This window comes from Sulfitobacter sp. CB2047 (assembly GCF_000735125.2).
GTDB classification, from domain to species: domain Bacteria; phylum Pseudomonadota; class Alphaproteobacteria; order Rhodobacterales; family Rhodobacteraceae; genus Sulfitobacter; species Sulfitobacter pontiacus.
This window is the reverse complement of sequence record NZ_CP072613.1, coordinates 2,761,961-2,788,914: the sequence shown is the minus strand read 5'-3', so window position 1 is coordinate 2,788,914 and position 26,954 is coordinate 2,761,961. Positions and strand designations below refer to the sequence as shown.

At 56.8% G+C, this 26,954-nt stretch carries 27 protein-coding genes and 1 pseudogene; 13 read left to right on the top strand and 15 right to left on the bottom strand.

Annotated features, from left to right (window positions below):
- Positions 1-47: 47 nt before the first annotated feature.
- The 4 genes from IV89_RS13700 to IV89_RS13685 all read right to left on the bottom strand — a co-directional run bounded on the left by IV89_RS13700 (position 48) and on the right by IV89_RS13685 (position 2,962).
- Positions 48-272, bottom strand: coding sequence for an AlpA family phage regulatory protein (locus tag IV89_RS13700; protein ID WP_037943397.1), 225 nt, complete (start codon positions 270-272; stop codon positions 48-50).
- Positions 273-386: 114 nt separating this feature from the next.
- Positions 387-1,154, bottom strand: a complete 768-nt coding sequence (locus IV89_RS13695; RefSeq protein WP_146152944.1) for a hypothetical protein — start codon at positions 1,152-1,154, stop codon at positions 387-389.
- The gene (locus IV89_RS13690) at positions 1,087-2,280 is read right to left on the bottom strand and encodes a site-specific integrase (RefSeq protein ID WP_037943399.1); all 1,194 of its coding nucleotides are present in this window, start codon (positions 2,278-2,280) and stop codon (positions 1,087-1,089) included. The genes IV89_RS13695 and IV89_RS13690 overlap by 68 nt, the downstream gene beginning before the upstream one ends.
- A 163-nt stretch (positions 2,281-2,443) precedes the next feature.
- A complete protein-coding gene (locus IV89_RS13685) occupies positions 2,444-2,962 on the bottom strand; it encodes a hypothetical protein (protein WP_037943400.1) in 519 nt (172 codons plus the stop codon).
- A gap of 251 nt (positions 2,963-3,213) precedes the next feature.
- On the opposite strand from IV89_RS13685, the gene IV89_RS13680 reads away from it, so the two are divergent.
- The 3 genes from IV89_RS13680 to IV89_RS13670 all read left to right on the top strand — a co-directional run bounded on the left by IV89_RS13680 (position 3,214) and on the right by IV89_RS13670 (position 6,967).
- Positions 3,214-4,830 (top strand): AAA family ATPase, encoded by a 1,617-nt coding sequence (locus IV89_RS13680; protein WP_051843904.1) that lies wholly within the window; start codon positions 3,214-3,216, stop codon positions 4,828-4,830.
- Complete coding sequence (locus IV89_RS13675; protein WP_037943401.1) at positions 4,830-5,708, top strand: HNH endonuclease signature motif containing protein; 879 nt, start codon at positions 4,830-4,832, stop codon at positions 5,706-5,708. The genes IV89_RS13680 and IV89_RS13675 overlap by 1 nt, the downstream gene beginning before the upstream one ends.
- A gap of 69 nt (positions 5,709-5,777) precedes the next feature.
- A protein-coding gene (locus tag IV89_RS13670) for an IS3 family transposase (RefSeq protein WP_107277669.1) occupies positions 5,778-6,967 on the top strand; the annotation gives its coding sequence in 2 pieces (ribosomal slippage) (positions 5,778-6,030 and positions 6,030-6,967; 1,191 coding nt in all).
- An 804-nt stretch (positions 6,968-7,771) separates the two neighbouring features.
- On the opposite strand, the gene IV89_RS13665 is transcribed toward IV89_RS13670, so the two are convergent.
- Together IV89_RS13665 and IV89_RS13660 are read right to left on the bottom strand one after the other, a co-directional pair.
- Complete coding sequence (locus IV89_RS13665) at positions 7,772-9,961, bottom strand: molybdopterin cofactor-binding domain-containing protein (RefSeq protein ID WP_037943406.1); 2,190 nt, start codon at positions 9,959-9,961, stop codon at positions 7,772-7,774.
- A 3-nt stretch (positions 9,962-9,964) separates the two neighbouring features.
- A complete protein-coding gene (locus IV89_RS13660) occupies positions 9,965-10,429 on the bottom strand; it encodes a (2Fe-2S)-binding protein (protein WP_037943408.1) in 465 nt (154 codons plus the stop codon).
- A 144-nt stretch (positions 10,430-10,573) separates the two neighbouring features.
- Here IV89_RS13660 and IV89_RS13655 point away from each other — a divergent pair, with 144 nt between their 5' ends.
- On the top strand, positions 10,574-11,176 hold the full coding sequence (locus tag IV89_RS13655; RefSeq protein WP_081858773.1) for a TetR/AcrR family transcriptional regulator: 603 nt from the start codon (positions 10,574-10,576) through the stop codon (positions 11,174-11,176).
- A gap of 11 nt (positions 11,177-11,187) precedes the next feature.
- On the opposite strand, the gene IV89_RS13650 is transcribed toward IV89_RS13655, so the two are convergent.
- Positions 11,188-11,568: a hypothetical protein gene (locus IV89_RS13650; RefSeq protein WP_037943412.1), complete on the bottom strand. Its 381-nt coding sequence runs from the start codon at positions 11,566-11,568 to the stop codon at positions 11,188-11,190.
- Positions 11,569-11,748: 180 nt separating this feature from the next.
- A complete protein-coding gene (locus IV89_RS13645; protein WP_037943419.1) occupies positions 11,749-12,627 on the bottom strand; it encodes a haloalkane dehalogenase in 879 nt (292 codons plus the stop codon).
- A 71-nt stretch (positions 12,628-12,698) separates the two neighbouring features.
- Between IV89_RS13645 and IV89_RS13640 the strand changes: the two genes are divergently transcribed.
- On the top strand, positions 12,699-13,307 hold the full coding sequence (locus tag IV89_RS13640) for a TetR/AcrR family transcriptional regulator (protein WP_037943421.1): 609 nt from the start codon (positions 12,699-12,701) through the stop codon (positions 13,305-13,307).
- Positions 13,307-13,873 (top strand): 3'-5' exonuclease, encoded by a 567-nt coding sequence (locus IV89_RS13635; protein WP_037943423.1) that lies wholly within the window; start codon positions 13,307-13,309, stop codon positions 13,871-13,873. The genes IV89_RS13640 and IV89_RS13635 overlap by 1 nt, the downstream gene beginning before the upstream one ends.
- 374 nt (positions 13,874-14,247) lie before the next feature.
- On the opposite strand, the pseudogene IV89_RS13630 reads toward IV89_RS13635, so the two are convergent.
- A pseudogene (locus IV89_RS13630) lies at positions 14,248-14,582 on the bottom strand (IS3 family transposase); the annotation flags it as partial.
- Positions 14,506-14,718, bottom strand: coding sequence for a hypothetical protein (locus tag IV89_RS13625; RefSeq protein WP_235183749.1), 213 nt, complete (start codon positions 14,716-14,718; stop codon positions 14,506-14,508). The gene IV89_RS13625 and the pseudogene IV89_RS13630, both read right to left, overlap by 77 nt.
- 149 nt (positions 14,719-14,867) lie before the next feature.
- Here IV89_RS13625 and IV89_RS13620 point away from each other — a divergent pair, with 149 nt between their 5' ends.
- Positions 14,868-15,410, top strand: a complete 543-nt coding sequence (locus IV89_RS13620) for a TetR/AcrR family transcriptional regulator (RefSeq protein WP_235183750.1) — start codon at positions 14,868-14,870, stop codon at positions 15,408-15,410.
- 96 nt (positions 15,411-15,506) lie between these two features.
- Here IV89_RS13620 and IV89_RS13615 read toward each other — a convergent pair whose 3' ends face one another.
- Positions 15,507-16,091 (bottom strand): TetR/AcrR family transcriptional regulator, encoded by a 585-nt coding sequence (locus IV89_RS13615; RefSeq protein ID WP_051843908.1) that lies wholly within the window; start codon positions 16,089-16,091, stop codon positions 15,507-15,509.
- 78 nt (positions 16,092-16,169) lie between these two features.
- Here IV89_RS13615 and IV89_RS13610 point away from each other — a divergent pair, with 78 nt between their 5' ends.
- From IV89_RS13610 to IV89_RS13590, 5 genes are read left to right on the top strand one after another with little or no spacing between them, the layout of a single operon-like run.
- Positions 16,170-17,351: an efflux RND transporter periplasmic adaptor subunit gene (locus IV89_RS13610; protein ID WP_037943428.1), complete on the top strand. Its 1,182-nt coding sequence runs from the start codon at positions 16,170-16,172 to the stop codon at positions 17,349-17,351.
- A 3-nt stretch (positions 17,352-17,354) separates the two neighbouring features.
- Complete coding sequence (locus IV89_RS13605) at positions 17,355-20,462, top strand: efflux RND transporter permease subunit (protein WP_037943430.1); 3,108 nt, start codon at positions 17,355-17,357, stop codon at positions 20,460-20,462.
- Positions 20,459-21,817, top strand: a complete 1,359-nt coding sequence (locus IV89_RS13600) for an efflux transporter outer membrane subunit (protein ID WP_037943432.1) — start codon at positions 20,459-20,461, stop codon at positions 21,815-21,817. Before IV89_RS13605 ends, IV89_RS13600 begins: the two co-directional genes overlap by 4 nt.
- Positions 21,818-21,852: 35 nt before the next feature.
- Positions 21,853-22,581, top strand: a complete 729-nt coding sequence (locus IV89_RS13595) for a DUF1499 domain-containing protein (protein ID WP_037943434.1) — start codon at positions 21,853-21,855, stop codon at positions 22,579-22,581.
- A 3-nt stretch (positions 22,582-22,584) separates the two neighbouring features.
- Positions 22,585-23,124 (top strand): hypothetical protein, encoded by a 540-nt coding sequence (locus tag IV89_RS13590; protein WP_037943436.1) that lies wholly within the window; start codon positions 22,585-22,587, stop codon positions 23,122-23,124.
- A 274-nt stretch (positions 23,125-23,398) separates the two neighbouring features.
- On the opposite strand, the gene IV89_RS13585 is transcribed toward IV89_RS13590, so the two are convergent.
- From IV89_RS13585 to IV89_RS13570, 4 genes are all read right to left on the bottom strand, one after another.
- Positions 23,399-24,001 (bottom strand): ferric reductase-like transmembrane domain-containing protein, encoded by a 603-nt coding sequence (locus tag IV89_RS13585; RefSeq protein ID WP_051843912.1) that lies wholly within the window; start codon positions 23,999-24,001, stop codon positions 23,399-23,401.
- A gap of 58 nt (positions 24,002-24,059) precedes the next feature.
- The gene (locus tag IV89_RS13580) at positions 24,060-24,905 is read right to left on the bottom strand and encodes an NAD(P)H-binding protein (protein ID WP_037943437.1); all 846 of its coding nucleotides are present in this window, start codon (positions 24,903-24,905) and stop codon (positions 24,060-24,062) included.
- A gap of 63 nt (positions 24,906-24,968) precedes the next feature.
- Positions 24,969-25,379, bottom strand: a complete 411-nt coding sequence (locus IV89_RS13575; RefSeq protein ID WP_235183751.1) for a nuclear transport factor 2 family protein — start codon at positions 25,377-25,379, stop codon at positions 24,969-24,971.
- Between the two features lie 186 nt (positions 25,380-25,565).
- On the bottom strand, positions 25,566-25,850 hold the full coding sequence (locus IV89_RS13570; protein ID WP_037943438.1) for a DUF2218 domain-containing protein: 285 nt from the start codon (positions 25,848-25,850) through the stop codon (positions 25,566-25,568).
- Between the two features lie 95 nt (positions 25,851-25,945).
- On the opposite strand from IV89_RS13570, the gene IV89_RS13565 reads away from it, so the two are divergent.
- The gene (locus tag IV89_RS13565) at positions 25,946-26,830 is read left to right on the top strand and encodes a LysR family transcriptional regulator (RefSeq protein ID WP_037943440.1); all 885 of its coding nucleotides are present in this window, start codon (positions 25,946-25,948) and stop codon (positions 26,828-26,830) included.
- The last annotated feature ends 124 nt before the right edge of the window (positions 26,831-26,954 follow it).

Here is a 26,954-nt window from a genome sequence, read left to right as displayed (position 1 = left end):
TTTCCTTCGATTTTCTAATGGGAGAAGAGGGGCTGGAAAGCCCCCAATCAGTACTCAGCGTAGTGGGTTCGGGTGCGCTCCTCGGCGCGTTCGGCAAGCCAGTCTTCGATCTCTGACATGAGCCATGCGACGGTGGTCCCGCCCATTCTGATGCGACGGGGAAAGCGCCCTTGGGCCTCCCAGCGCAGTTTCGTGGTATTCGAAACGTTGATGCCCATGCGCTTCAGGTCTTCGCGGGTGACAAGCATCTTGTTCGCCATACTGTCTGTCATGATTTTACCTTTCGTTGCTGAAAGAAACCGGTTCCTGAGACAGTAGTGGTGCGAGAATTTTAGCTTGTCATTTCAATGCTATGAATAAAAACAAGGCAAAATGAGATGTTCTGTTCAGTCGTCTAGACGATAATCGGAAACCGCTGTTTGAATTTGCCTGTTTAGGTTTTCGAACCTAGTGGGGTCTTTAGCGAACTTTGAGTAATAGGCAGTGAGGAGCGGGCGCGCCGACGCCCGAATGAACTCAGGATATTCGCCATCGATATGGCCGTACGATGCGGAGCGTTTCACATGCTCAAGGCCCCGAATATCGATGAAGACTTCGGTCATTCCGTTGACAACTGCCTGCATCGTTTCTGAATGAGCCGTTGCTGCCCCCACATCTTTCGGCACGCCGCTGACTGCTTGAACTAGCTGCAATAGGTTCGACACTGCGTCTTCGGTTTCCTCGACGCGTTTTCGCATTTCCGAAGCCGGTACAAAACGGGAGGACTGTCCATTTTCGGGGCGGACAACCACAGATGACAATAGGTCGTCAGAGTTGGCCAATCCTGCCATCAAACGGCGGGACAAATCATCGATCTTTGCGGCCCAAGCGAGTTTTTGTGCCGGTGTCGCGGCACCGCCCGCGAAGTCGAAAACGGACAGGAGGTATTCGGCGGTTGCAGCAAGTTGAAGCCGAAGCTCTTCAATGCCGGCTGGACTCTCAAGGCGTATAGTCTCTGCGATTGCGACCGCCGCATCGTTGGTATAAATTTCGGACCACGGATTGTGGCCTGGTGGGAACTTCTTGCTCGCGTATCCAGCCCAGCGTTCAGGCGTGATATCGCCTTTCAACTTGTTGAGCATTCTTGGGCGTTGTGATTTTTTCGATATGCTCATTCCACTTGTCCAGCGCCTCGCGCTTCTCGTCCGCGTATGAATAGACATTGTAGATAGCAGCCACGCCTGAGACTACACCCGTCTTGTGGTTCAACAGCGCCTCGGTCACAGCTTGCGGAATACCTATTTGAGCCATGTTGGTGGACATCGTGCGACGCAAGTCATGGATGTGCCACGGTTCAGTGCCTTCGGGTAATGCATGATCGAGCCGTTCTTTCAAGCGACCGAACCCTGAGATCGGCGTGACACCTTTCGTCGTGAAGACATAATCTGAGCCTAGGAAAGGGGGCACCCTGCGCAAAACATCAAACATGGCATCCGTGATCGGGATTGTGTGTTGCCTCCCATTCTTGGCCCGTTCGGCAGGTAAGGTCCAAAGGCGTTTTTCAAGGTCGAGTTCCGACCAGCGCATCTCGGCAACCTCGGCGCGTCTCTGGCCGCTGAGGGCTAGAAGCTTCATGCAATCCCCAAAAGGGTAACCTTCAGCGTTACAGGCTGCCCAAAGAGCGCCTAGCTCCTCGTCGTTCAATACACGATTGCGAGGCTGTTCCTTGGCGCGTGGCTTCATCCCGGCAATGGGTGAAACTTCGATCAAGCTCCGCTCTACGCACCAGCCCATTAGATGCTTGAGATGGGCCAATGCGCGGTTCACGCCGATTGGTGCAGATTTCTGGATCTCGTCGCATGCTTTCACCACATCTGCGCGTTTTATCTCGTTTATTCGCATGTCGAGTAAATCTGTAAATTTGGCAAGCTGTGCTGCCTTGCGGTCGCTATCTCGGTTGTGAACTTTGGCGTATTTCTCAATGTAATCCGGGATCACTTCGCTCAAAGTCGGCTTGGTATCGACCTCGATGCCAGTGTTCTGTTCAAAACGGCCCGTTTCAACTTCGTAGAGTATTTGCCGCGCTCGTTCCCGAGCGTCAGTCAGGGAAAACGGTCCGAATTTTCCGATGGTCAAACGCTTCATTTTTCCGTTTATTCGCTTGTGAAAGCTGAACGTCTTGGTGCCGGACTTGTTCACGCGAAGGACCAAACCGGGAACCACTGTGTCACGATAGTCAACACGCTTGGCAGGATCGGGCTTTTTGGTTTCGATGAATTTTGTAGTAAGTTTCTGTGTCATGAAACCATGATAAGAGACCCGGAATTCTCACGTCAGGGACAATCCTAAATGCGATGTGCCGGTTTGAGAGGGAAAATTGAGTACACCCCACTATGGAAGAAAGATTATCCCAACAACCGCGCGAAACGTGGCTGTTTATTGAAGGGCTTGTTCTTCAAGGCGTTCATTTTAGGCGGTCCCATGGAGGTTCAATCCGTTCAACGCGGTATCTCTTCCTGAATTCTTGAAGCACCATTTCAAGAGTGGCAACAAACTCGCTTTGATTGAATGACAACGTTTTTTGGTTTTCGTACAGGTATCGCCAATCAACGAACGCTTCCGCATGATGTTCCAAGACATCAAGAATGCCGTATTCGGTATCAAAAAGAATAGGGTGATTAAGTGCAACTGATCGCCGAAATGCTGTGTCCAACTTGTTTTGGCTTTCTGGCTTCAACCCGACAAAAAGCTTGGCCAAGTTGTGTGATCGGATTACTTTGGTTGTGTCGTGATCAAACACATACCAAGCTTTCAAAGCCAACTCCATCGCGAGGGCAAGGAGCATAGGATCGATCCCTATGTGGGCTTTTAAATCCCAACCTTTGCAAGAACGGGCTGTTTCGAAGTCAAAGCTGTTAACCCTTTGTAGTACGGCATTCGCGGAGTCAGCGATTTTGATTGCGGTAGTTAGCCTTGTACTCATGTTGGCTCCAAATTCGGTGACAGCGTTAGTTTGCTTTCAAATCCAGAAGTGACAAGGCAAACACCCTCGGTCGCGAGGCTGTTTGGGCCGTCACAAGTGAAAGGTTCTCCTATGTCGATACTGCAAGGTTTCAAGTTCAAACGTGCCCTAGTTGCCAGAAGTCAACTTAATGACGCTGGCGCCTGTAAGAAAATCTCACTACAACGCTAGGGTGCCTCCATCCACGCATAAACACCGCAAACACGAATTTGATGATTAAGTTTTCAGTATTTTCGCCATCTCGTTCCGAGCCGTCTGATTTTTCCGGAGCGGCACTACAGCAAGACGCGTGGAACGATTTTAGCTTCCAGACCCAATACCATTTGTACGTTGACATACCGGAGTTCAGCGGGCGCATAGGACCTGTCAAAATCCTAAAACGCGGCCAAACGTCAAGTGACACTCTTCAACTAAGGGTCGGCGACCTTGATCCACTTGATGAGGATTGGGTCTCACTGGGTCAAGACCTTGACTACTATGAGCGGCTCGCTGAGTTGCCCGAGCAGGTCCGCGCCGAGATTTTGCTCCACTTACGTGATGCGCTTGCATATCCGGAATACGCTGCTTCTTTCTTTGAAGAGGAAGGTTGGAAAACGTCGTTACTGCGCTTTGTCGACTGGGAAAGCTTTCAGCGCGATGCTGCTGTTTTGCTTGAGCGAGACTACAATCGCGTCGCGCAGTTGGGGTTGACACTTGAGTTTCAAGTGGAGGGTTGGCGCGATCCACTACTGCTAGACTTTCAATCACCAAGGGCACCAATCTTCATGCCCGGTCAAGATTCCTCGCTTCCAGAGCGGTTAGCTGTGATCATCGGTCGCAATGGCTCGGGAAAAAGCACATTGCTGTCGAGGCTGGCTCGAATCTTGCATGCTTCTCAACGAGACCGTGCTGGTAAGCATCTTTCAGAGCTTGGAAAAATTTCACCTGAGGGTGTTGGGTTCACAAGAGTAGTGAACATCGCTTACAGCGCATTTGACGCTTTTCAGCTGCCCGGCATTGACTATCGTGAGAGAAAGCAAATCGTTGAGGATTTAGAAAGAGGAAGTGGGCGATATCATTATTGTGGCTTGCGTGACATTGCAGCCGAGGTACGTCGCAGCGAGGGTGTAGGTGATATCGACGGCAGGCCAATTCAGCCTTTGGGACCTGATCGGCAAGAAACTGTTCTATTCAAATCAGGTGAAGAGCTAACAGTAGAGTTTGATCGAACGGTCAAACGAATTCGTGAGATGGGCCGGGAAGAGCTGTTTTCAGAGGTTTGCAGTATTCTGGCCTCTGACCCTTCCTTCTTGGACCTTGGCACCGACCCCGGTGCCTCTGTCATGGAGAATCCTGTGGAGTGGTTTCAGATTTGGAGTACTGGCCACAAAATCGTCATGCACGCCACGGCGGCCATCGTTGCGTACACCGAACCAAAATCTATTGTTCTGATCGACGAGCCTGAGAGCCACCTTCATCCACCCCTGCTCGCGGCGCTGATGAACGCAATTCGCTTAATCCTTCGACGCAATGACGCATTTGCGGTCGTGGCAACCCATTCGCCTGTGGTGGCTCAAGAAACACTTCGTCGGCACACCGCTGTGGTTCGTCGAACAGGGGACGAAACGACCATTCATCGCCCAAAGATTGAGACATATGGCGAGAGTATCGGTGAGATAACAAACGAAGTTTTCGGCCTTACCTCAGATACAACCGATTTTCATTCAGTTTTGTCATCTCTAGTGCAGCAAGGGCTCTCATTGGAAGAAATTGAAGCACTCTTCGATAGAGGTCTTAGCCTGCAGGCAAGAGCCTTTGTATTGAGCGATATCGCGCAAAGGGACGACTGATGTGGGTAATGGGAGATCAGGAAACTGACGGCCTAGACGAGGCACTTGATCGCGCATTGACTTTCCTGAATGGCGACAAAGTCTATGATCTAAGCGATCAAGAACGCCAAGCCATTCATATTGTATATGATCTTTATCAAGAAATGCTTGGCCAACCGCATCCAGACCTGACCCCGGCCACTTTAGACGGTGCGAGACCCGCGTTGCACAACGCTTATGGGCAGGTGCAAATCCGTGGTAGGCTCGAAGGCTTGAGGGAAAAGCTGCTTGCCTCGGCAGACGAATGCCCCTTTTGCGGCTTTGGTGAGCCAAGCCAACTGGACCATTATTTGCCCAGAAGCGTATATGGCGAGCTTGCCATCTACCCCAACAACCTCATTCCATGTTGCGGGCCCTGCAATAATGCAAAGCGCACGGTAGTGCCGGGGCTTGGGCCAGCACACGGCCCCGGATTAATACACCCTTATTTTCAAGAGCTTCCCAACATAGATTTTTTGATGGCTGATGTCCTATTTGAAGGCGAGGTGCTTTCGGTCGCTTTTCGAATTGACCCCGCGGGCATTGACGCAGGTTTAGCGGGCAAACTGCAGTTCCAATTGGATCGCTTGAAGCTAAACGCGAGGTATCGGAAGCAGATCAACAAGTTTCTCAATGAACAACGCACAGGAATGCTCCTATTTGGTACAGGAAGCGCACAACGGCTTAGTGAGTACCTGAGCGCAAGTGCAGTCAACCTTGCCAGATCATTCCATCGAAACGACTGGCGCGTCGCATTGTTCCGTGCTTTAGCTGAAACACCCGAGTTTTGTGAACATCCAGAACTGTATTTGGGAACCAAGGTTGAAGAGGAAGAAGCTCGTCTTGCTGGAGAGGGATAGCGGCTTTGACCTGCCACGGGATTTTTCCTCCACCGTCGATTAGAGTCCGGCCCAACTTGAGGACGGACAATGAAGCGAACGAGATTCACGGACGAACAGATCATCGGCATCCTTGGCGAGCACGAAGCAGGCGCAAAATGCGCGGACCTGTGCCGCAAGCACGGCATGTCGGAAGGCACCTTTTATAACTGGAAGGCCAAATTCGGCGGCATGACGGTGTCTGAGGCCAAGCGGCTGAAGACGCTTGAGGATGAGAACGCCAAGCTGAAGAAGCTGCTGGCCGAGCAGATGCTCGATCTGGCTGCAATGAAGGAACTGGTTTCAAAAAAGTGGTGACGCCTGCCGTGAAGCGCGAGGCGGTCGCGCATCTGAAGGCCCTTCTCGGGCTATCGGAACGGCGGGCGTGCCGGATTGCCGGGGCGGACCGCAAGATGGTCCGCTACCAGGCTAAGCGTGCGCCGGACACGGTTCTACGCGGTCGGTTGCGGGATCTGGCCAACGAGCGTCGACGGTTCGGTTATCGGCGGCTCTTCGTGCTGCTGCGCCGCGAGGGCGAGCCCTCGGGGATCAACCGGATCTATCGGCTTTACCGCGAGGAAGGGCTGGCGGTGCACAAGCGAAAGGCCCGACGCAAGGCTGTCGGGACACGGGCGCCAATCTTGGTCGAAGCACGGCCGAACGCACGTTGGTCATTGGATTTCGTCCACGACCAATTCGCCAGCGGCCAGCGCTTCCGGGTGCTCAACGTGGTCGACGATGTCACCCGGGAGTGCTTAGCGGCAATCCCGGATACCTCGATTTCGGGACGGCGTGTGGCACGCGAGCTGACGGCCTTGATCGAGCGGCGCGGAAAGCCTGGCATGATTGTCAGCGATAATGGGACCGAACTAACCAGTAACGCGATCCTGCGCTGGTGTTCCGAGCACCGGATCGAATGGCACTACATCGCGCCGGGCAAGCCCATGCAGAACGGCTTCGTCGAAAGCTTTAACGGGCGGATGCGCGACGAGCTACTTAACGAGACCATGTTCCGCAACCTGGCACATGCCCGCGTCGTGATCCCCGCATGGGCCGCCGACTACAACACCGAACGCCCACATTCGGCCTTGAATTACCAGACCCCGGCCGACTACGCGCGGACCCTGACCACCGCAATCGCCCGCCCCGCTACGCGAGATGAAAGCTCCGCGTGTCGGGCGATTGCTCAACCTGCGCCAATCGGCGTAAACATCAATCGGGCTCAAGTCACAGCTGGATGAGAGTTCCGTGGCAGGTCAGCTTGCAACCAATATGTATTATCAACTCGGGGTATCATTAGGGTAGCAGGAGCGGTGAGCTTGAATGCTCCAGCGTGAAACGTAGCGAGACGGTCTGCCAATCAAAAAGAACAAAGTTGTCAATCGGCTAGGTGACGGGTTGAGCAGACCTGAAATAGAGCGCGCCGAGCACAAGGCTAATTGAAAATCCTCGTGTCGGTGGTTCGATTCCGCCCCTGGGCACCATTTAAATCTCTGAATATAGCTGATTGGCCCGAGTAAATAAGGGTATGTCGCGGCTTTCTTCCCTTGGAGAGGCTTGCTTTGCTACAGGAAGCGCTACGGTTTCCGAGCCTGCTATTACGGAAAATAAGGGGTTGTATGGTCGCCTTTCGAAATGATGCTGCTAAGTAGGTTCGATAGTGCCAGCCCTTCCGAGAACGATGCGCGAAGGATGCCATGTTTTATCGGTGATGCGAGCGGCGCGGATCATTTCCGGCAGCTCTTGGATCCCGTCATTGGTCAGTGCGGCACCGATTGCAGTGACGAACGTCTCTTATGGGGCGCTTACGTCTTGCGGTAGGTAGGGCGGATTGCGGAAGTTCGCTGCAATTGCGCTTCTATGGTAGAGTATTCTGGAAGCCGCCATTGAAATACAGCCAGAAGCAGGCACTCAGTGGCACCGCAATTATGGCCAGCCGGTAGACCGAACTCTGAACCGCGCGGGGCGCAGTGTCGCGTGCAAGGTTGTGGAGCCGGTATTGATAGACCGCCGCACCCCTATGGCTGCGGCGGTCTAAAGGGTCGTCAGGCGAAATCCACACCGTTTTCGATCATCGGCAGGTGTGTCACCAGATCACGCCCCGAGGCTGCGATTGCGTTGGCGAGCGCTGGACCCGCCGGCGGTGTGCCCGGCTCGCCAATGCCTGAGGGTGCTTCGTTTGTCTTGACGATATGCACCTCGATGGCCTTGATGTCGCGCATCCGCAGCGGTTCGTAGTCGGGGAAGTTTTGCTGCACTACGACGCCGCCATCCAGCGTGATCTGATCGCGCATGATGTGACCGACGCCAAAGCCGATCGCCCCTTCGACCTGGGCTTTGATGACATCGGGATTCACTGCCACGCCACAGTCGACGGCTGCGGTGTATTTCTCGATCTGAACATAGTCATCTTCGTCGATCGATATTTCGCAGATCTGCGCACAGTAGGTACCAAAGGATTTGTGCACAGCCACACCGTGGAAATGCCCGTCCGGCAACGGCTTGCCAAACCCGGCGTTCTCGGCAGCCAGTTTAAGGACGTCAGCTTTGCGTTTTTGATCGGCTGTGTCGCCGGGCAAATACGCAAGACGGAAGCTGACGGGATCCTGACCGGCTGCGGCGGCGGCCACATCCATCATGGTTTCCATGACATAGGCGTTATGGCTGTGACCGACGGAGCGCCAATAGTTAACGGTTGTTGCCGGGGCCGCGTCCGTCAAGCCGATGTGCATTCCGGGGATCGCATAGGGATTTTCTGCCGTCCCTTCCACCGAAGAAATGTCCACACCGTCTTTGACATAGAAAGCGTCAAACGGCCCATCTTTTGCAATGGATTGACCCGCCACGCGGTGATCCCAGCCAACAATCTTGCCCGCATCGTCCAGACCCACACGTACCTTGTGCGCATAGGCCGGGCGGTACCAGCCGCCAGACAGGTCATCTTCGCGGGACCAGACCAGCTTTACCGGGCGGGTCTGGTCGGTCATCGAAAAGGCCAGTGTCGTTTCTACGATATAGTCCGCACCCGCGTTGAAGCGACGGCCAAAGAACCCGCCTGCATAAAGGGTTTTGACCTGAATCTTGTCCATCGGGATGCCAAGGATCTGGTGCATTGTGGCGTGGTTCATGGTTGGACCCTGCGCGCCGTCATACATGATCACGCCGCCGTCTTCGGTGGCCGCGATGGTGGCCGACAGGGGCTCCATCGTTGCGTGGGCCAGCATTGGCAGGAAGAATTCGCGCTCTACGACTTGGGCGGCACCTTGCAGCGCTTCCGTCGCTGCATCCAACGTCGTCTCGGATGCCTGCCACTGCGGATCAGTGTTCACAGCCGCCAGTAGCTGTTGCTTGATCTCGTCGCTGCTGCGGGTTTCGGCCTTGCTCAAATCCCACTCAACTTCGATCGCGTCGCGCGCTTGAAACGCGGCCCAGGTGTTTTCGGCGTAGGCCACCACGCCCGCACCGTTGGGCAGGGCCTTGGCCATGATAAATCCCGTGACGTCCTTGGCGAGACTATCGTCGAACGAGGCAACAGTCGCGCCGTATTGCGGAATGCGTTTGATTGCGGCAACCATCTGGTTATCCAGTTGGATATCCATGCCATAGATGCCTTCGCCGTTAACCTTGTCATGGCTGTCGCGGCGCGCTTTTTGGGTGTTGCCGATCTGGGTCCAGTCTTCGGGGGCCTTCAGGACGGGCTCGGCCGGCACCGCGATTTGCGCAGCGGTGGAGATAAACTCACCGATCTGGCCCTCTTTGCCCGCGCCTGAAATGACGCCATTGGCAAGTGTCAGCTCAGAGGTGTCCACGTCCCAATCCTTGGCCGCGGCTTGCAACAATACGTCACGCGCGGCCGCGCCTGCGGTGCGATATTGCATGAACGAATTGGCCATCGCGGTCGATCCGCCCGTGCCTTGCAGCGCGCCAAAGAACAGGTTGTTGTAAACGGCGGTATCCGACGGGGCCATTTCGAAGGTGATATCGCTAAGCTCCATGTTCAGCTCTTCCGCGATCAGCGTGGACAGGCCCGTAGAGGTGCCTTGCCCGCCTTCAAAGTGCTTGATGACGGCTGCAACCGTACCATCGGCATAGATTTTTACGAAGGGCGTAATGGCTGTGCCAGCCTCCGACGTCGAAGCGGCAAGCGCGCCCTTGGGGTCAATGCCAACGGCCAGAACTGCAACGGCCGCACCTGCACCTTTGAGGAAACTGCGGCGGGATGTGTTGATGGTCATGGCTTAGCCCTCCACGATTTCTGAGGCGCGCTGGATACCGGCGCGGATACGTTGATAGGTGGCACAGCGACAGGCATTGCCGTCCATGTAGTCGTCAATCTCATCCAGCGTTGGCTTTGGCGTTTCTTTCAACAGGCCCACCGCAGACATGATCTGACCAGACTGACAGTACCCGCATTGCACCACGTCGAGCTCTTTCCAGGCTTGCTGTACGGCAGCGCCGATCTTGTCGTCGCCAATCGCTTCGATGGTGGAAACCTCGGCACCCTCGACGTCTTCGATATAGGTCTGGCACGACCGGGTCGGTTCGCCGTCGACATGCACGGTGCAAGCGCCGCACGACGCGACGCCGCAGCCGAATTTGGTGCCGGTCAGCTTCAGTTCGTCCCGGATCACCCACAGCAATGGTGTGCCCGGTTCTGCTTCGACAGAGCGTTCGGCCCCGTTAATCTTTAGCTTGATAGTCATGGTCAATCTCCATCTGGCGATACGATTGGAATGTGGGTAAACTGGTCGGTGTACTTATATGGCGTAAAGAGCCGCAGGTAAACCCGCAAGTTTACCGAGCCGAAAAAATTGGCAATTCCTGGATGTGGTGTGTAGACCGACAGAATGAGTGAAGTGGCTGAAAATTCGGTAGATAAACGTGACTCGATCCTGCAAGGCGCGTTTGATGAATTCTGCGAGAATGGGTTCCTTGCGGCCAGCATGGACCGAATCTCCAAGCGGGCCGGTGCGTCCAAGCGCACCGTGTATCGGTATTTTGAAAGCAAGGAAGTGCTCTTCCAAACCCTGATGCTGCGCCAGTGGAGGGTCATCGCGGACAACCTGAAGGTCAGCTACCAGCCCGGCATGGATATCCGAGAGCAACTGATTGAGATGGGCCGCGCGCAGGCGCGACTTTACACGTCGCCCGAAGTCATGAACGCCAACAAGATGTTGATGACTGAGATCCTGCGGGATCCGGAACTTGTCAGGGAAATCCAGAATGAAGTCGACTATACGGCGTCATTTGAACAGTTGTTCAAAGAGGCCGCCGCCGACGGGGTGCTGACCATCCCAAACCCCCGACAAGCGGCAGAAGAGTTCATATCGTTGTTGAAGGGCAAGGCTTTTTGGCCGTTCATGTTGGGGGCGCCCTTGGTCAGTCCTGACGAAATGGACGCCATGATTGACCAATCGGTTGATATGATGATGAACCAATATGGCACCTGAGAAATCAGGTCTCATGCGATCCGCCACAGCAGGAAATCGAGCACCGAACGACCTGTGACGCGAAGAGACCCAACGATATAGATCAAACTGACCAAGCCGTCGAACAATACAAAGGCGTATTGCGACGGATCAGCCAACCCGTTTGGCACGGCGTAGAGCACAGCCGTGATTGCAGCCAAACGCGATATAGCGCTCCAGAACACAACGGCTGCGCGCGCGACAAGATCGCGGGTTGCCCAGACCAACAATGATGCGGCCATGATGAAAAACCCCGCAAGCGTGAAGGAAAACACGAAATTCGCGGGGTTGGGCATTTGCACAGCCTGCCCGATGATCATTGGCGCAAAGAGAAAGTTCAGCAACGCAGTGCCGATGATAAATTTTTTGAACATGCCGGTGGCCCTTCGTGTCGTTCAGTTATTTGGAAAAAACTGCGGATGATTTTGGCAAATCAGCCGAGAGAGTTGCAGCGGCAAGCTCGGCCGCCGCTGCAGGCTCATCCGAGCCATTGCCTTGAAAGCCGACTGTTGCGGCGGTCGATTGGGATCCGCGCGCGGCGCTTCTGGTGTGGGTTACAGGTTGGCGTGCCAATCACGGACGGCTGCACCGATCTCGTCAGGGGAGTCTTCCTGAATGAAGTGCAATCCGGGCACAGTCACTTCGGTGATGTTCGGCCAGCTGCGCACACGGTCCCGTACCGCCCCAGTGATCAACACGCCGGGGTCCGCATTGACGAAGAGCTTGGGTATTGATGTCTTGCCGAGCCAGTCGACATAGGCATCGACGATTTCGGTCACATCCGCTGGCTGCCCTTCAATCGGGATCTGGCGCGGCCATGTCAAAGTGGGGCGGCGATCTTCGCCCGCGTTGGCAAAGGGGCGACGGTATTCGTTCATTTCTTCTTCGGTCAAATCCCGCAGGATGGAACCGGGAACCAGCGCTTCGACAAAGAGGTTCTTTTCGAGAACCATCTCCTCGCCAGCAGGCGAGCGTAGGGCTTGGAACATTTCGCGGGCGCGGTCGGGAAACTGGTCCCAGCTATCGCGGGTTTCGACGATTGCTTCCATGAAGGCAATGCCTTTGACGGCCTCGGGATGTGTGTGCGCCCAATGGAAACCCAAGCCGGAACCCCAGTCATGGATGACCAGTGTGACGTTGTCGGTGACGCCCAATTGTTCAAGCAAAGCAAACAGATATTTGCGGTGTTCGACGAAGGTATAGCTGTCCGGGCCAGAATTATCGAGCTTGTCACTATCGCCCATGCCAATCAGGTCTGGCGCGATCAAGCGTCCCTTGCCTGCAAGGTGGGGCATCACATTGCGCCACAGATAGGACGACATCGGGTTGCCATGCAGGAAGACAATCGGATCGCCGGTCCCTTCTTCGATATAGGCCATCTGCTTACCATGGACGGTGGCAAATTTCTTTTTGTCGCGGAAAGACGTAGTCATGTGAGTACCTCGGGCTTGTGTTTGAGTCGGGGAAGATGTAGAAGAACGATCATTCTGAAACAAGGTCAAAAATGCCAAGAGCGAAATCTCAATCCCGCGAAAACCTGTTGGACAGTGCGCTCAATACGTTCTGGAAGACTGGTTTCCACGTTGTTTCCATGGGCGATCTGGTGCGCGAAACCGGCGTGAGCCGAGCTGGAATCTACAGCGATTTTGGCGGCAAGGAGGATCTGTTCCACGCCTGTCTCGACAGATACCAGGACACCGTCGTCACTCCAGCCTTTGCGCCGGTCGAGGCCGAAGGCGCGGGAATCGAGGGCATTCAAAAGTATTTCGATAACCTTCTGGCGCGTTTCGAGGACTCGGGCGGCTTTGGTAAGGGATGCCTTGTGGGCAATACGCTGTCCCAGATCCCCGAAGATGCGCAGGAAACCCGCCAAAAGCTGCGCGCGCATAGCGATCGCCTGACAGCAGGCTTTCGCAAGGTGCTGTCCCATGAGAATGGGGATCATGGCTCATTGAGTGATGCCGAAATCGAGGCGCTTGCGCGCTATACCATGATCTCGGTGCAGGGCATTTGGTCTTACTCCCGTCTGACAGGGGATGTCGCGGAATTGCGTGCGGCGTCTGACATGCTCATCGCTGTGTTGAAAGCCCGGCTTCGGGGAACACCGGATTGATGCTGCCTCTGCCCGTAGGTGATTTCCAGTTCATTGCACTGGATGTCGAAACCGCCTGTGGTGACAGCGCCAGTATTTGCCAGATCGGGATCGCCTGCGTTGGCTTTGATGACAGCATTCTTACATGGTCTACCTATGTCGACCCGCTTATGCCGTTCGCGCCCTTCAATGTTGACCTGCACGGGATTGGGCCGGAGACTGTGCGCGGTGCCGGAAGCTTTGCGCAGGTCTGGCCCCAAATCTGGCCGTTGCTGTCACGCCACCCGATGGTGCAGCACAGCAGGTTCGATGAATATGCGATCAACGCCGCGTGCAAAGCGCAGGGCCTTCCGCGACCACGTCTGACATGGCACGACAGCGTGAGCATCGCGCGCAGGGCTTGGCCCGAATTGAAGGGCAACGGCGGCCACGGTCTGGCCAACCTGAAACTGGTGCTGAACCTTGACTTTCACCACCATGACGCAGGCGAAGACGCCCGCGCCGCTGCGATGGTGGTTCTGCGGGCGCAGGCCACGACCAAAGACCACCGGCTGTTCAAACCCGTGCAACTGTCACTGCCTTTGTAAGGGTGGCCCACCCGCCGTTTGCCTCAGCCCCAGCCATAGCTTCCGATCATTTCGGGTCCGCCAAGGCGACGCTCAGCGGAACCGAAACCATTTGAACTACCAACCAAGGCCAGGCTCATCACGAGCATCCGAGTGCCGGAGAGGAGATCCAGTTTAAGTGGCTACGTGGCAGCTTTGCCCCGCGTTGGGTCAGTTCGGCCCGCATCACGTTTTGCTCTTGCAGCAAAGGTCGGCAATGTGTGCTGCAACCGCCGCATCGAAGGACTTGGGAAAATGTCGGCTTTGGGTCGTTCGTATCGACCGACATCTTCGGCGGGAAGCGGTCATTTGCTGCAAGTGTAAAGTTGCTCTTAAGGTGCATGGCCCTTGGTTTCCTAGACACCTTCTTGGTTCACATTGACCTGTCTGTTTTCGAAGTCGACAGGCGACAGCATACCGTTTCTGACATGTTTGCGTTTCGGGATATAGAACATTTCGATGTAGTCGAAGATGTCCTGTCTGGCCTGCTCGCGGGTTTAATATGTTCGACGCCGGTCGCGTTCCCGTTTGAGCAGGTTGAAGAAGCTCTCAGCGACCGCGTTGAAGCTCCTATATTCGTCAAGCCTTGATCCGTGTGGATCAGGACGCGTCGCTTAGGTTTGCGTCGCCAGACAGCCATCAGAAGGGCTTGCTGCACGAGGTCTGTTGGTTGCCGCGATTGTGTCGCCCAGGTCAGTATCAGCCAATGGGCAAATGAGGATCTGCCCGAAACAGAGGCCGAGGAAGAAAATCGAAAGCGAAAGTTCAGCCGCCGTATGGGTGGCGTTCATCGAGGCCGCGAGCTCACCGAGTGCGGCGAGGTACATATCGGTGGCCAATGGGGGAAAGAGGGACAAAAGGCCCAAGGTGGCGGTATCGGCAAAGGCCCGTTTTGGGGTAAGGGAGATCTGTGACAGATCGGCTCCGACAACAATATTAGACGGCGGTCTATTGGCAATTGGTGGACGGCAGTCTGATGATCAATCACGGACTATTCTGCATCTATGAACAGGAACTGTACCTGTCGGGCAAAAGGCCAAGCGGGCGGCCCGCAAATCAAGACGCCAGCACGGCATTGAAGGCTGTGGCTCTACGTCTGGTTCGGGAACTTGGCTATGAGAAAGTCTCGGTTTCGGAAATCATCGAGCAGGCTGGCGTGGCGCGCCAAACGCTATACAACCGCTGGAATACGAAGGCTTACCTTGTTCTCGAAGCCGTTTTTGAGCGGACCAACACCTATGCCGCCGAACGTTCTTGGGACGGGGCAGAGGATTGTCGGACCTTGCTCGAAGATTTCCTGATCCGTATTTTCGAACACTTGCGCATCGACGGGGACACCCTACGAGCTTTGATCACCGCTGTGCTCCGCCGGGCGCAGGACCGCGGAGAGCTTTCGTCGGGGCGGAACGTGGAGACACTGTCGGCCTTGATACATGGCGCGTTCTGGTATCGCTTGCTGAACCGCGGGGTGTTGGACGCCGGGTTCGCGAAAGAAATAGTGGCGGAAACCTTCGCCTGATCGTTCGGCATTCTGCACCCAGAATAGCTTCGGCAAAGGGTTGCCGCAAAAGTTAAACCCTTTGCCCGAAGTGCCCGAACGTAACGCTTGGAAAAATCAGGACGGCGGCGTCAACAGGGCCGCCGCGGCGATTGTTCCTTCCCAAATCGTGTCTAAGGCAGCACTCAGTGATATTCCTTCTCCGTGCTCCCAGAGGAAGATCGCCCTGCCCACTGCTTCGGTAGTGTGGCTTGCGAGCGCGGCGGCGGCTTGGGAGTGCTCGATGCGGTGGCTCAGGCATTCTGTAAGCTCTCTGCGCTCCATCATGAGGAACCCTTGCAGAATACCTCTCGCTCTTTCGTTTGAACGCAGAACCGTGCCGATCATCTTGAGAATAGGTTCATCATTGGTCAGCGCAGCGAAGTGTTGATCCAAGAACATCTTGAGATCGTCCGCAAGCGGTCCGTTTCCGCTGCGTAACGCTTCTTTCGCAGCCTCCGAAAAGGGGGGCGGGGCCCCAACCGCAGCCGTTTCCTTGTTGGTATAGTAGTTGAAGAAAGTGCGCGTGCTGATGCCAGTTGTCGCAGCGATCTCCTCGGTCGTCACATTCTCTAACCCTTTTTGAACGGCCAGATTCAGCGTCGCCAGCTGAATGTCACGCGCCGTCTGCTGTCGTCTTCGCTCTCGTAACGAAACTGTCATGTCTGAATTCCTTGCGTACTGTGCAACGTCTGCCTACAAGGCATCAAACCTGCTGAATAGTCAAGGATCGAGAAGCACATGAAAATCGGCGTTTGGAAGATGTTTGGCGCAGCGCTTGCGTTTGCGGGGGCTGCCACAATGGCGAGCGCGCAGGGCGGCCCTCCCGATGGCATGCCCGCGGCGGGGCCGCTTGAAGTAGGTGTGATCGACATGCAGATGCAGGAAATCCCACGCATTGTGACCACGCCGGGCCGGGCCGTTGCGTTTCAAGACGTTGAAGTGCGCCCGCGTGTCGGCGGTGTGGTCAAAGAGATCCTCTACACGCCCGGACAATTGCTTGAGGTCGGGGATCCGCTTTTCCGGATCGACGATGCCTCCTATCTCGCGGCTGTCGCGACAGCCCGTGCCAATCTGGCCACTGCCGAAGCCAACCTGCCTGTGAAGCAGGCGGCCTATGACCGCGCCGAACAACTCTCCGGACGCGGCTACACCGAGGCAGAGGTCGAAGCGGCGCGTGCCAGTCTGGCCGAAGCAAAGGCCACGCTTGATGCAAACAAAGCGGCGGTTGAATATGCCGAGACCGAACTGTCGTGGACGACGATGACCAGCCCGATCGCCGGGCGTGCGGATGTTTCAACCGTTTCGGTTGGGGATTTGGTCACGGCTGGGCAGGCCGACGCTTTGACGAGCATCGTCACCTCAGATCCGATCTATGTGGATATGATGGAGGCAAGTGCGCGTATCTTGTCGGTGCGCCGCGCCATTGCCGAGGGTGATCTGCAACAAAACGACACCCTTCAAGCGACATTGACGCTGGAGAACGGCGACATCTATCGCGGTACCGGGCAATTGGTCACACCCGGCAACAATGTCTCGACCTCCACCGGAACCGTGACCATCCGTTTCACCTTCGACAACCCTGACCACATTATCCTTCCCGGCATGTTTGTGCGGGGGGAAATCGTGCTTGGCACGATGCAAGCCTACCTTGTTCCGCAGCGTGCAGCGACGCGTGGCAACTCAGGTAAACTGACTGCTTATGTTATCGGTGAAGACGGCAAGGCCGAACAGGTGACTCTCGAAGATGACGGTACCTATCAGAACGCATGGATCGTGCGTGAGGGGCTGAACGATGGGGATCGGCTCGTCGTGGACGGCCTTTCATCCGTCCGCGCAGGGCAAGAGGTCAGCCCCGTGGCCGTGACGATCGACGAGGTTGGCGTCTCTCGCGATATCGCTGCCCCCGCGGCGAAGGATTGATCTATGGCCCGTTTCTTCATCCACCGCCCTGTTTTTGCTTGGGTTCTGGCGATTGCCACCATGTTGCTGGGCGCTTTCAGTATGACGGGTCTGCCGATCTCGCAGTATCCTGATATCGCGCCCACCACCGTTCGAATTTCCGCCACCTATACCGGGGCCTCGGCCGCAACGGTGGAGAATTCGGTCACCACTGTCATCGAGGACGGGCTGACGGGGTTGGATGGGCTCACCTATATGACCTCATCCTCCAGCGAAGGTGCGGCGAGTGTATCGCTGACCTTTGACGATAGTATTGATCCTGACATGGCGCAGGTGCAGGTCCAGAACAAACTGCAACTGGTCGAATCGCAGCTGCCTGACACCGTGACAAGCCAGGGCGTTTCCGTGTCCCGCTCGACCGACTCGGTCCTGATGGTCGGGGCGCTTGTCAGCGAAGACGGCAGCTATACCTCGCTTGAACTGGGCGACCTACTGAGCAGCACGATTGAAGACCCGGTACAGCGCACGGCGGGGGTGGGGTCGATCAATGTTTTCGGCACCGAATACGCAATGCGCATTTGGTTGAACCCCGAAAAGCTGTTCCAATATCAACTGACATCTTCGGAGGTGACCACCGCCGTATCCGAGCAGAACACAAACGTGACGGTCGGCAGTCTGGGTGAGCAGCCGGTGGTGAAAGGCCAGCAGTTCACGGTCTCCCTGTCGGCGCAGTCCCAGCTTGAAACGGTTGAGGACTTTCGGAACATCCTGCTGAAGACCAACTCGGACGGGTCGGCCATTTACCTTGCTGATGTTGCCACAATCGAACTCGCCGAAGAGGACTACGGCAGTGTAAGCCGCTTTAATGGTCATCCGGCGGCGGGCTTTGCGGTGAACCTTTCCACCGGGGCCAATGCGGTGGATACCGCCGAAGCGGTGCGGGACGTGGTGGGCAATCTTTCTTCCGCGTTGCCCGAGGGCGTAGTGGTCGAATATCCCTATGACACCTCGCCCTTCGTCGAGGAATCCATCGACCAAGTCTATGAAACGTTGATCGAGGCGATTGTCCTCGTCTTTCTTGTCATCTTCCTTTTCTTGCAAAGCTGGCGGGCGACGATCATCCCGACCATCGCCGTGCCGGTGGTCTTGCTGGGCACCTTTGGCGTGCTGTCCGCCTTTGGCATGTCAATCAACACCCTTTCCATGTTCGCATTGGTCTTGGCCATTGGTCTGTTGGTCGATGACGCGATTGTTGTTGTCGAGAACGTCGAACGGGTGATGGAAGAAGAAGGGTTGGACGCCGTCACCGCCACGGAAAAGAGCATGGGGGAGATTTCCTCGGCGCTCATCGGGATCGTGATGGTGCTTTCTGCTGTGTTCCTGCCGATGGCCTTCATGGATGGGTCGACGGGGGTCATCTACAAACAGTTCTCGGTCACGATCATTTCGGCGATGGTGCTGTCGCTTTTCGTCGCCCTGATCCTCACGCCTGCGATGTGTGCGCAGCTTCTCAAACCGAACCATGACAAGAAGCCTCTGCTTCCGCTGCGCTGGTTCAATGGCGGCCTTGACCGTCTGACGGGTGGCTATGCTTCGCTTGTCGGGCAGTTGTCCATGCGGCCTTTCCGTATGGTGTTTGTCTTGGCGCTCGTCGGATTTGGCGCCTATTGGGTCTACGACCGTCTGCCGTCGTCGTTCCTGCCGACCGAAGATCAGGGCGTGCTTATGACCATGATCGAACTGCCTCAGGGATCGACAGTTCAGCAGACAGCCCACACGATTGAACAGATCGAGCAATATTTGCTGACCGAAGAGACCGAAATGGTCGATGGCGTCTTTGCCAATGTCGGATACAGTTTCGGGGGGTCTGGTCAGAATTACGGGATGATGTTCATTAGGCTCAAGGACTACGAAGAGCGTCCTGGGCTTGATGCGGCTGATCTGATGATGCGGGCCAATGGCAGGTTCTTCCAGTCCCGACTAGGCAGTATTTTTGTCCTTCAACCGCCTGCCATTCCGGGGCTTGGCACGTCTTCGGGCTTTGCAATGTACCTCGTCGATCAGTCGGGCGCGGGTCAGGAAGCATTGAGTGATGCCGCAGATAAACTGGTCGCGGCAGGGCTTGCTGACGGTCGCGTGACCAACCTGCGCGGCAATGATGCTGCGACAGAACCTTCGTTGAAGCTGCGTATCGACCAACAGAAGGCCGAGGCTTTGGGCGTGTCTTTGTCGAGCGTGAACACCATGCTGGCGACCGTGTTTTCTGGCACCTATGTCAACGACTTCCCTCTGGGCAACAACCTGCACGAGGTCATTGTACAGGGCGGTGCAGACTGGCGCATGCAGCCTGATGACATCGACCATTGGTATGTGCGTAACGACAGTGCGGAGATGGTACCACTGTCGGCCTTTGTCAGCCGCGAATGGGAAACCATCACGCCCAAGCTGTCGCGCTATGGCGGCACCCGCGCACTGGAGCTTTCCGGCGAAGCGGCAACGGGCATCAGTTCGGGCGATGCGATGGAGGTGATGGAACAGCTTACCGCTGATCTGGACGGATCTTATGCCTCGGCTTGGACGGGGCTGAGCTATCAAGAACGGTTGTCCGGCGATCAGGAAGCCATTCTCTATACGATATCGGCGCTGGTCGTCTTCCTTTGTCTCGCCGCCCTCTACGAAAGTTGGGCCGTGCCCTTTGCGGTGATGCTTTCGGTGCCCGTGGGCATTCTGGGGGCGCTGGTGACAACGTGGTATTTCGGACAGTCGAACGACGTCTATTTCAAGGTAGGTCTGCTTACCACGATCGGCCTTGCGGCGCGAAATGCCATTCTGATCGTAGAGTTCGCGGAATCCCTTCGGGCGGAAGGCAAAGTATTGCTGGAAGCCACCGTCATGGCAGCGCGACAGCGGCTGCGTCCCATTCTAATGACCTCCCTTGCCTTTGGTTTTGGCATCATGCCGCTGGTGCTCGCCTCTGGGGCAGGGGCCAATGCGCAAAAATCAATCGGGACGGGGATGCTCGGCGGGATCATCTTTTCGGCGGTCATCGGGATCGTGATGGTGCCAGTCTTCTACGTCGCCGTAATCCGAACAACAGAAATTTTCCGTAAGCGAGTGGAGAAAGCTCAGTGAAACCTTACTATCTCGTACTGGGTCTGCTCGTTGCGGGCTGTGCTGTCGGCACTGATTACCAGCGCCCCGAAGTGGCCATGGAAACCCGGTTTGTCGGTGGCAATGCAGAGCAGATCGGCGCGGTAGCCACTCAGCAGTGGTGGCTGAACTACAAGGATTCGAACCTTACAAATCTTCTCACGCGCGGCCTTGCCCAGAACCTTGATGTGATTGCCGCGGGTGAGCGCATACGCCAAGCGCAAGCGGAGTTGCGCACAACCGGGGTAAATGCTGCGGCGTACGGATCGCTGACCGGATCAGTGACCACATCCGGTGGCGACGGCACCAGCGGTACGAGCACCGTCGAAAGCGGGTCTTTGGGTGCCTCGCTGGTGATTGATCTCTTCGGTGGTATCCGGCGTGAGCGAGAGGCCGCTGTCGCCTCTCTCACTGCCGCCCGGGCGGAGGAAGAGACCGTTCGTCTTGCATGGCTGGCCGAACTTATCGCTGCCTATTCCGACGCGCGCTATTATCAAGAGGCGATGGCCTTGACGCGCACCGCCATCGCCACGCGCGAAGAGACGGTGAGCATCACCCGAAGCCAGTTCAATGCAGGCGCGGCCACCGAATATGAAGTGGCCGAAGCGCGGGCTTTGCTTTCGACCGCGCGGGCCGATTTACCGCAGTTCGCCGCCCTGTTTGACGCAAGTGTCTACGCCATCGCGACACTGCTGAACGAACCCGCGGGACCGATCAAGGCACAAATGCAAAAGGGTGCCCCCCAACTCTTCAGCCCCGGAGATGCGCGCACCGGCGTACCGGCGGACCTGCTTCGCAATAGGCCCGATGTGCGCAGCGCCGAAGCCGATTTGGCCGCTGCCGTGGCCAACGTGGGCGTCGCCGAGGCCGCGCTTTACCCGGCCTTGTCCCTGTCCGGAACGGTGGGCCGTACGGACGCCACAGATGCGTGGAGTTTCGGGCCGCAATTGTCCCTTCCAGTATTCAATCAGGGCCTCTTGAAAGCTAGCCGTGACGCGCAACTCTCTGTCGCAAGGCAGGCCGAGATCGCATGGCGGGCCTCGATCAACGAAGCGGTCGAGGATGTCCAAGTCGCACAGTCCAACCTCACCCGCGCGCGCCAGAGGGCGCAACTGCTGCGAACCGCCGCCAGCGACTACGGCCGGGCGCTGACATTGGCACAGGAGAATTATCGAAACGGTGCCATCACGCTGTTGAACCTGCTGGAAACCGACCGGAATACCAATGCTGCAAGGATCTCGGCGGCCTCGGCCACGAACGAAGCGGCGCAGGCCTGGGCCACGCTGAAGATCGCGACGGGGGCAGGGGCGGCCGTGACTGGTCAGCCGAGTAACTGAGCACATATTAACGCTGGTCGTGAAAGGCCGAAAACATGAGACATACTGGAAAAATTGCCGCCCTAATCGCCGTTGCAGGGTTAATTTGCGTTACACTGATCTTGTTCGGAGCGCGCATGGGGCTTTGGGAGCCGATCATAGGGTTCGGGCTTTACCGGAGCTACTTTAACGCAATCGGGGTGGGCATCTTCAGCGCGGGGCTGATCGCTTTGGCCATCCATCTTGGCCGGGGCGAAAAGGGATGGGCAGCGGTCGGCGGCGTGGTCACGCTGCTTGGGCTGGGGGCCCTGTTTCCCCTCATCTCAAACACCGTGAACCCCCAACCGCGCGCGGCACCAATCCATGACATCACGACTGATACCGCCAATCCCCCGGCCTTTGAGGTGCTGGATGACACCCGCGCGGGTGCGCGCAACACGCTCGAATACGGCGGTGTAGAAGTGGCAGACCAACAAGCGACAGCCTATCCCGATATTGTGCCACTTGAGACCGGCCTGAGCACGGACGCAGCCTTTGAGCGGGCATTGCAGGTGGCAGGCGAAATGGGGTGGGAGATCGTTGCGACCGATCCAACCCGCCATCGGTTCGAGGCCACCGCGCGCACCTCTGTCTTCTATTTCGCCGACGATATTGTCGTTGCAGTTACCCCTGCCGAGAACGGGAGCCGCGTGGACATGCGCGGCGTTTCACGGGTGGGGCGCAGTGACCAAGGCGTCAATGCAGCGCGCATTCGTGCCTTTCAACAACAGTTCCATAAGGAGTGAGCGATGAGATTTCCAAGCTCAAACTTGGCCTTTGCCGCGCTGATCGTATTGGGCCAAAGCATCCCATTCTCGGCCCATGCGGAGGCACCAAGCCTCCAGACCGACGGGCCCGTCATTCATCTTGCCGATAACCTTAACGAGGAAGCGTCGCTCGGCTGGTGCATCGATACTGAAGGGCGCGGTCTGAGCGATCAGCTTCACGCCCATTCATGCAAACCGGAAGGGGACGACGTGTTGTTCACCTATGCGGCAGCGACGGGCATGATCGCGTCGGCGACCTATGATGGTCTGTGCATGGCGTATAATGATCCCGAGAATGCCGAAAACCCATTTGGTCTGGTTTCTTGTGACGAGGGCGATCCCGCACAGCAGTTTGTTTATGATGACGCGAGCATGGAGATGCGTTTGGCCTCGAACCCCGCGCAATGCGTCACCGTTGCAAAAACAATCGACGATGCGGGCCCATACCAGTCTCGCGACTTGATCCTCGCGCCATGTGGCGCATTGGAGGCCAGCCTCAAACAATGGGTCATTCAAAGGTAAGAAGCATTAACGGTAACGCATATCGGGAAGCACTTGGTTTAGTCGGTGAAGATCCTAGCGGGAAAGCTTGTATTTTATAGCGAAAAGTCTCTGAAAGAGACTTTCCTTGCCCGCCGGCCCAAGGTCCGGTTTGGGCTGTTCGCTTCGGCCGACACGATGGGTGGCTTATGCACTTTGACGGTAGGTGCGAAGATTCCCTATAAAGGTAGGGAGATCGGCTATTTAGCTTTAGATCGCCGAAAGAACGCGGAGAATTTGCCCTGCAACCCCTCGCTTACGTCAACGCGCGCTGGCGGCGGCGTTGTTGGGTTGACCACAGACGGTACATCTCAAGAACGGCCAGAGGCGCAAAATGCACCAGAGCCGCGCCGACGCCGCCCCAATCGTGCAGGGCAGCCCAGTGGATAAGGGTTAGTATAGCCGCAGCATAGACAAACTGCTGTAGCTTTTTCCACGACCGCCCAAGGCGGCGCACCCATGCGTCTGTCGAGGTAACAGCCAATGGCACAAAGATAAGAAAAGCGATCCAGCCGGTCCAGATGTACAGCTTTGATACCTCGCCGTCAGTGAAGGCTATGGCGCCTTCATCAATGAGATAAAGCACCGTGTGGGCCAGCGCGTAGAAGAATGCGGCCACGCCAAGATTGCGCCGACGCTTCATCAGCCAGCGCGGCCAGCTCGCATCGCGAAAAAGCATCATCAGCGGGGTGATCATCATCGCGATGATCATGAACCGCGCGGCGAATTCACCCGTGGGATGCAAAAGACTGCTGACCGCGTCCGGCGCGCCGGAGGTCAGGCCAAGGGTCATTGGAATGGCGGGGAGGCTCAACAGCGCCCAGAAGGTGAGGGGGTGATCCCATGTGGATTTCAGCACGCAAATATCTCCGAAAGGTTGGTCGTTCTACGCGGGTCGCCCCGCGTATCTGTGGCGATCAGCGTAACAGCGAGGCGAAATAATCTTCCCAGCTTTGATGCGGGCGTCCGGTCGCGGCTTCATAATCGCCGGAGGCGTCAAAGGCGCTGCGGCGGATACCGTCGTAGATGCCGCCGATAATCGGGCCGATAAAATCGCCAAGCTCGGCGGTGCGGTCAGCCACATAGTCTTCGGCCGACATGCTGCGATAGGTAAGCGCGGTGCCATATGCGGCGTTCATGTACTGCGTTAGTTCCGCCTGAGTGATCGGCGTACCGTTCAAATCAAAGGTTTGACCGTTCAGCCCGTCCCGCGTCAGCAAAGCGGCATAGGCATGGGCCAATTCGGAACGGGTCGTGTAGCCGCATTTGCCGTCCCCCGCGCTGTTGGCGATCTCGCCCTTGGCGCGGTAGCTGTCGATATACTCAACGTCAGGCTCGATGTAGATGCCGTTGCGACCGATGGCCCAGTCCAGACCGCTGGCGCGGATGTCGGCCTCGGTCTGACGGTTGCTCTGCACGACGGGTGAGAAGGCGGTCCCAACTTCGGGACCTTGAATGCTGGTGTAAACGATCTTGCGAACGCCGGCGGCCTTGGCCGCCTCGATCACGTTGCGGTGCTGGCCGATGCGGTCTTCGGGCGGGGCCATGCCTGAGACGAGCACAAGGGCATCAACGCCCGCAAGAGATGTTCGAAGCGCGTCCGGCTGGTCATAGTCGCCGGGGCGCACCTCGATCCCTAACGCGGTGGCATTGCCCGGCGTCCGGGCGAGGCCGATGACCAAGGCGTGATCTGTTCGTTCTATGAGTTTGCGGGCGATTTCTTGACCGAGTTGTCCTGAAACGGCGGTGACAGCATAGCGCATCGGGCTCTCCTTTGACTGGGGTCTCGCTGGCAGGGCCTGACGGGCCCTGCCATGTTGCGGATATTAGCCGTGGTAGGCTTGGCTGACGGCAAAGCTGTCTTCGAACCAGTGCCACAGCACCACCTGACCATCGCGGACCTTGGCACGCAGGGCAAAGGTGAAGGGGCCAGTCTCTTTGCCGGATTTCGTGGTGATGCCGCTCATCTTACCAAAGACGGCAACGGTGTCGCCTGCGGCAAAGGCATCTGTGTTGTCCCAAGCGGTTGTCTGAAAATTCTGGCCAAAGACGCCAAGAAAGTCGAAGATTGCCTCCTTGCCGCGTGCCTCACCGATCCACGGCAAGCTTCCGTCGCCCTCGTTGTGCCAGACCATATCGTCGGCCATCAGGGCCCGCATTTTCTCCATATCGCCCGCCCCCATAGCGCCCATGAAGGCCATTACGGTGTCAAAGCTCTCTTGTGTAACTGTGTCCATGTCTTTTGCTCCTGCGTGTTGTCCGAGAATGATGGCCAGAGATGCGCCGAGTGACGTTTTCAGAAGGGTTCTGCGTTTCATGTGTCGCTCCATATCGGGTGCCCCGAAGGAATGGGGCCTTGGTTAAGTTCAAGATTTCGGGTGCCACTCCGCGCGGCACGCGAAAAGCTCGGGCCAGCTCAGCTCTCAGGCGGCGTAGGTCCAAGTGAGCTTGGGGTCTTCGCGGAAGGCAAAACGTTCGAGGTGGCTGGTAATGACCTGCACGACCCTATGGAGTGCGGCCGGGTCATCGGCTGTCGCGCTCAGTGACAACTGGCCCTTTGTTGCGACCAGTTCACATGCCCCGAAAGGCAGTTCGATATGGCCGTTTTGGCGCGTGTGGGTGACGGGCACCTTGTGGCCGAAATGTTTGCAGAGCGTGCCCAGATAACGCTCTGCGCTTTCGGTGTTGAGATGAGTGGTCGCTTTCATGGCGGTGTTCCTCGTGTTGCAAGGAACATCTATTCCCGGCGCATTGATCGGGGTATTCATGGAATCCAGAAGTGATAGTTCCGGCAGGCCGAACAATGATCGATCATCTAAAGCATATGGCCATCTTCGCCCGGGTGGTGGACGAAGGCTCGTTCCGGGCCGCGGCGAAAGCCCTTGGCGTCGCACCGTCGCGGGTGAGTGAAACCGTCTCCGAACTCGAAGATTTCCTTGGCGTGACACTGCTTTACCGCACAACCCGCAAGATCGCGCTGAGCAACGAAGGGCGGATGTTCTACGCCCGGGTGACCGACATGCTGCGAAGCGCCGAAAGCGGATTGAATGACCTCAACGCCCTGTCGTTGGAGCCTGTGGGCGCGCTTAGGGTGTCGATCCCTGCCTTTATGTCGTCATCGACCCTGTCGACGGCGATCGCTGAATTTTCCCGTCTTCATCCGCAAGTCGCCCTGTCGCTGGCTTTTTCGGATCAGAGGATGGACCTTATCAACGATGGTTTTGATGTGAATATCCGCGCGGGCTGGCTCGACGACAGTGCGATGATGTCGCGCAAGCTGGGTGAAAGCGCGCGCGCCTTGGTGGTTGGCAGCGACTATGCCGCAACGCGCCCGGCCCCCGAACATCCTTGCGATCTGGAAGACTGGGACTGGGTGCGCTACCGACATCGCTCAGACTATACTCGTCTCAGCGGCCCCGGCGGGGAAGAGGCGAAAGTTCTGGGCCAAGCCCGGCTGGAAGTGGACAGCGTGGATGCCCTCTACCATTTCGCCTGCAAGAACCTTGGCGCCACGGTTCTGCCCGAGCATCTCGCCGCCCGGGGGGAGGCGGAGGGCAAGCTGAGCCGCCTGTTCCCCGATTGGCGGCTGAAACCGTTGGGAATTTTTGCCGTCTGGCCAGACACCTCGCGCCGCGAGAACCTCACGCTTCTGTTCGTTCGGTTTTTGGCAAAAGAGCTCCATCAATAGGACGGTGCCTATCGGGCCATTTGGTCCCGCATGAAGGGGCACCTGCCACGTCGCCATAGATTACCTCATGGTGCGGCCAAATGAGCCTTTCGCTGAACGAAGCCCCGGTACAGATGGCTGAACG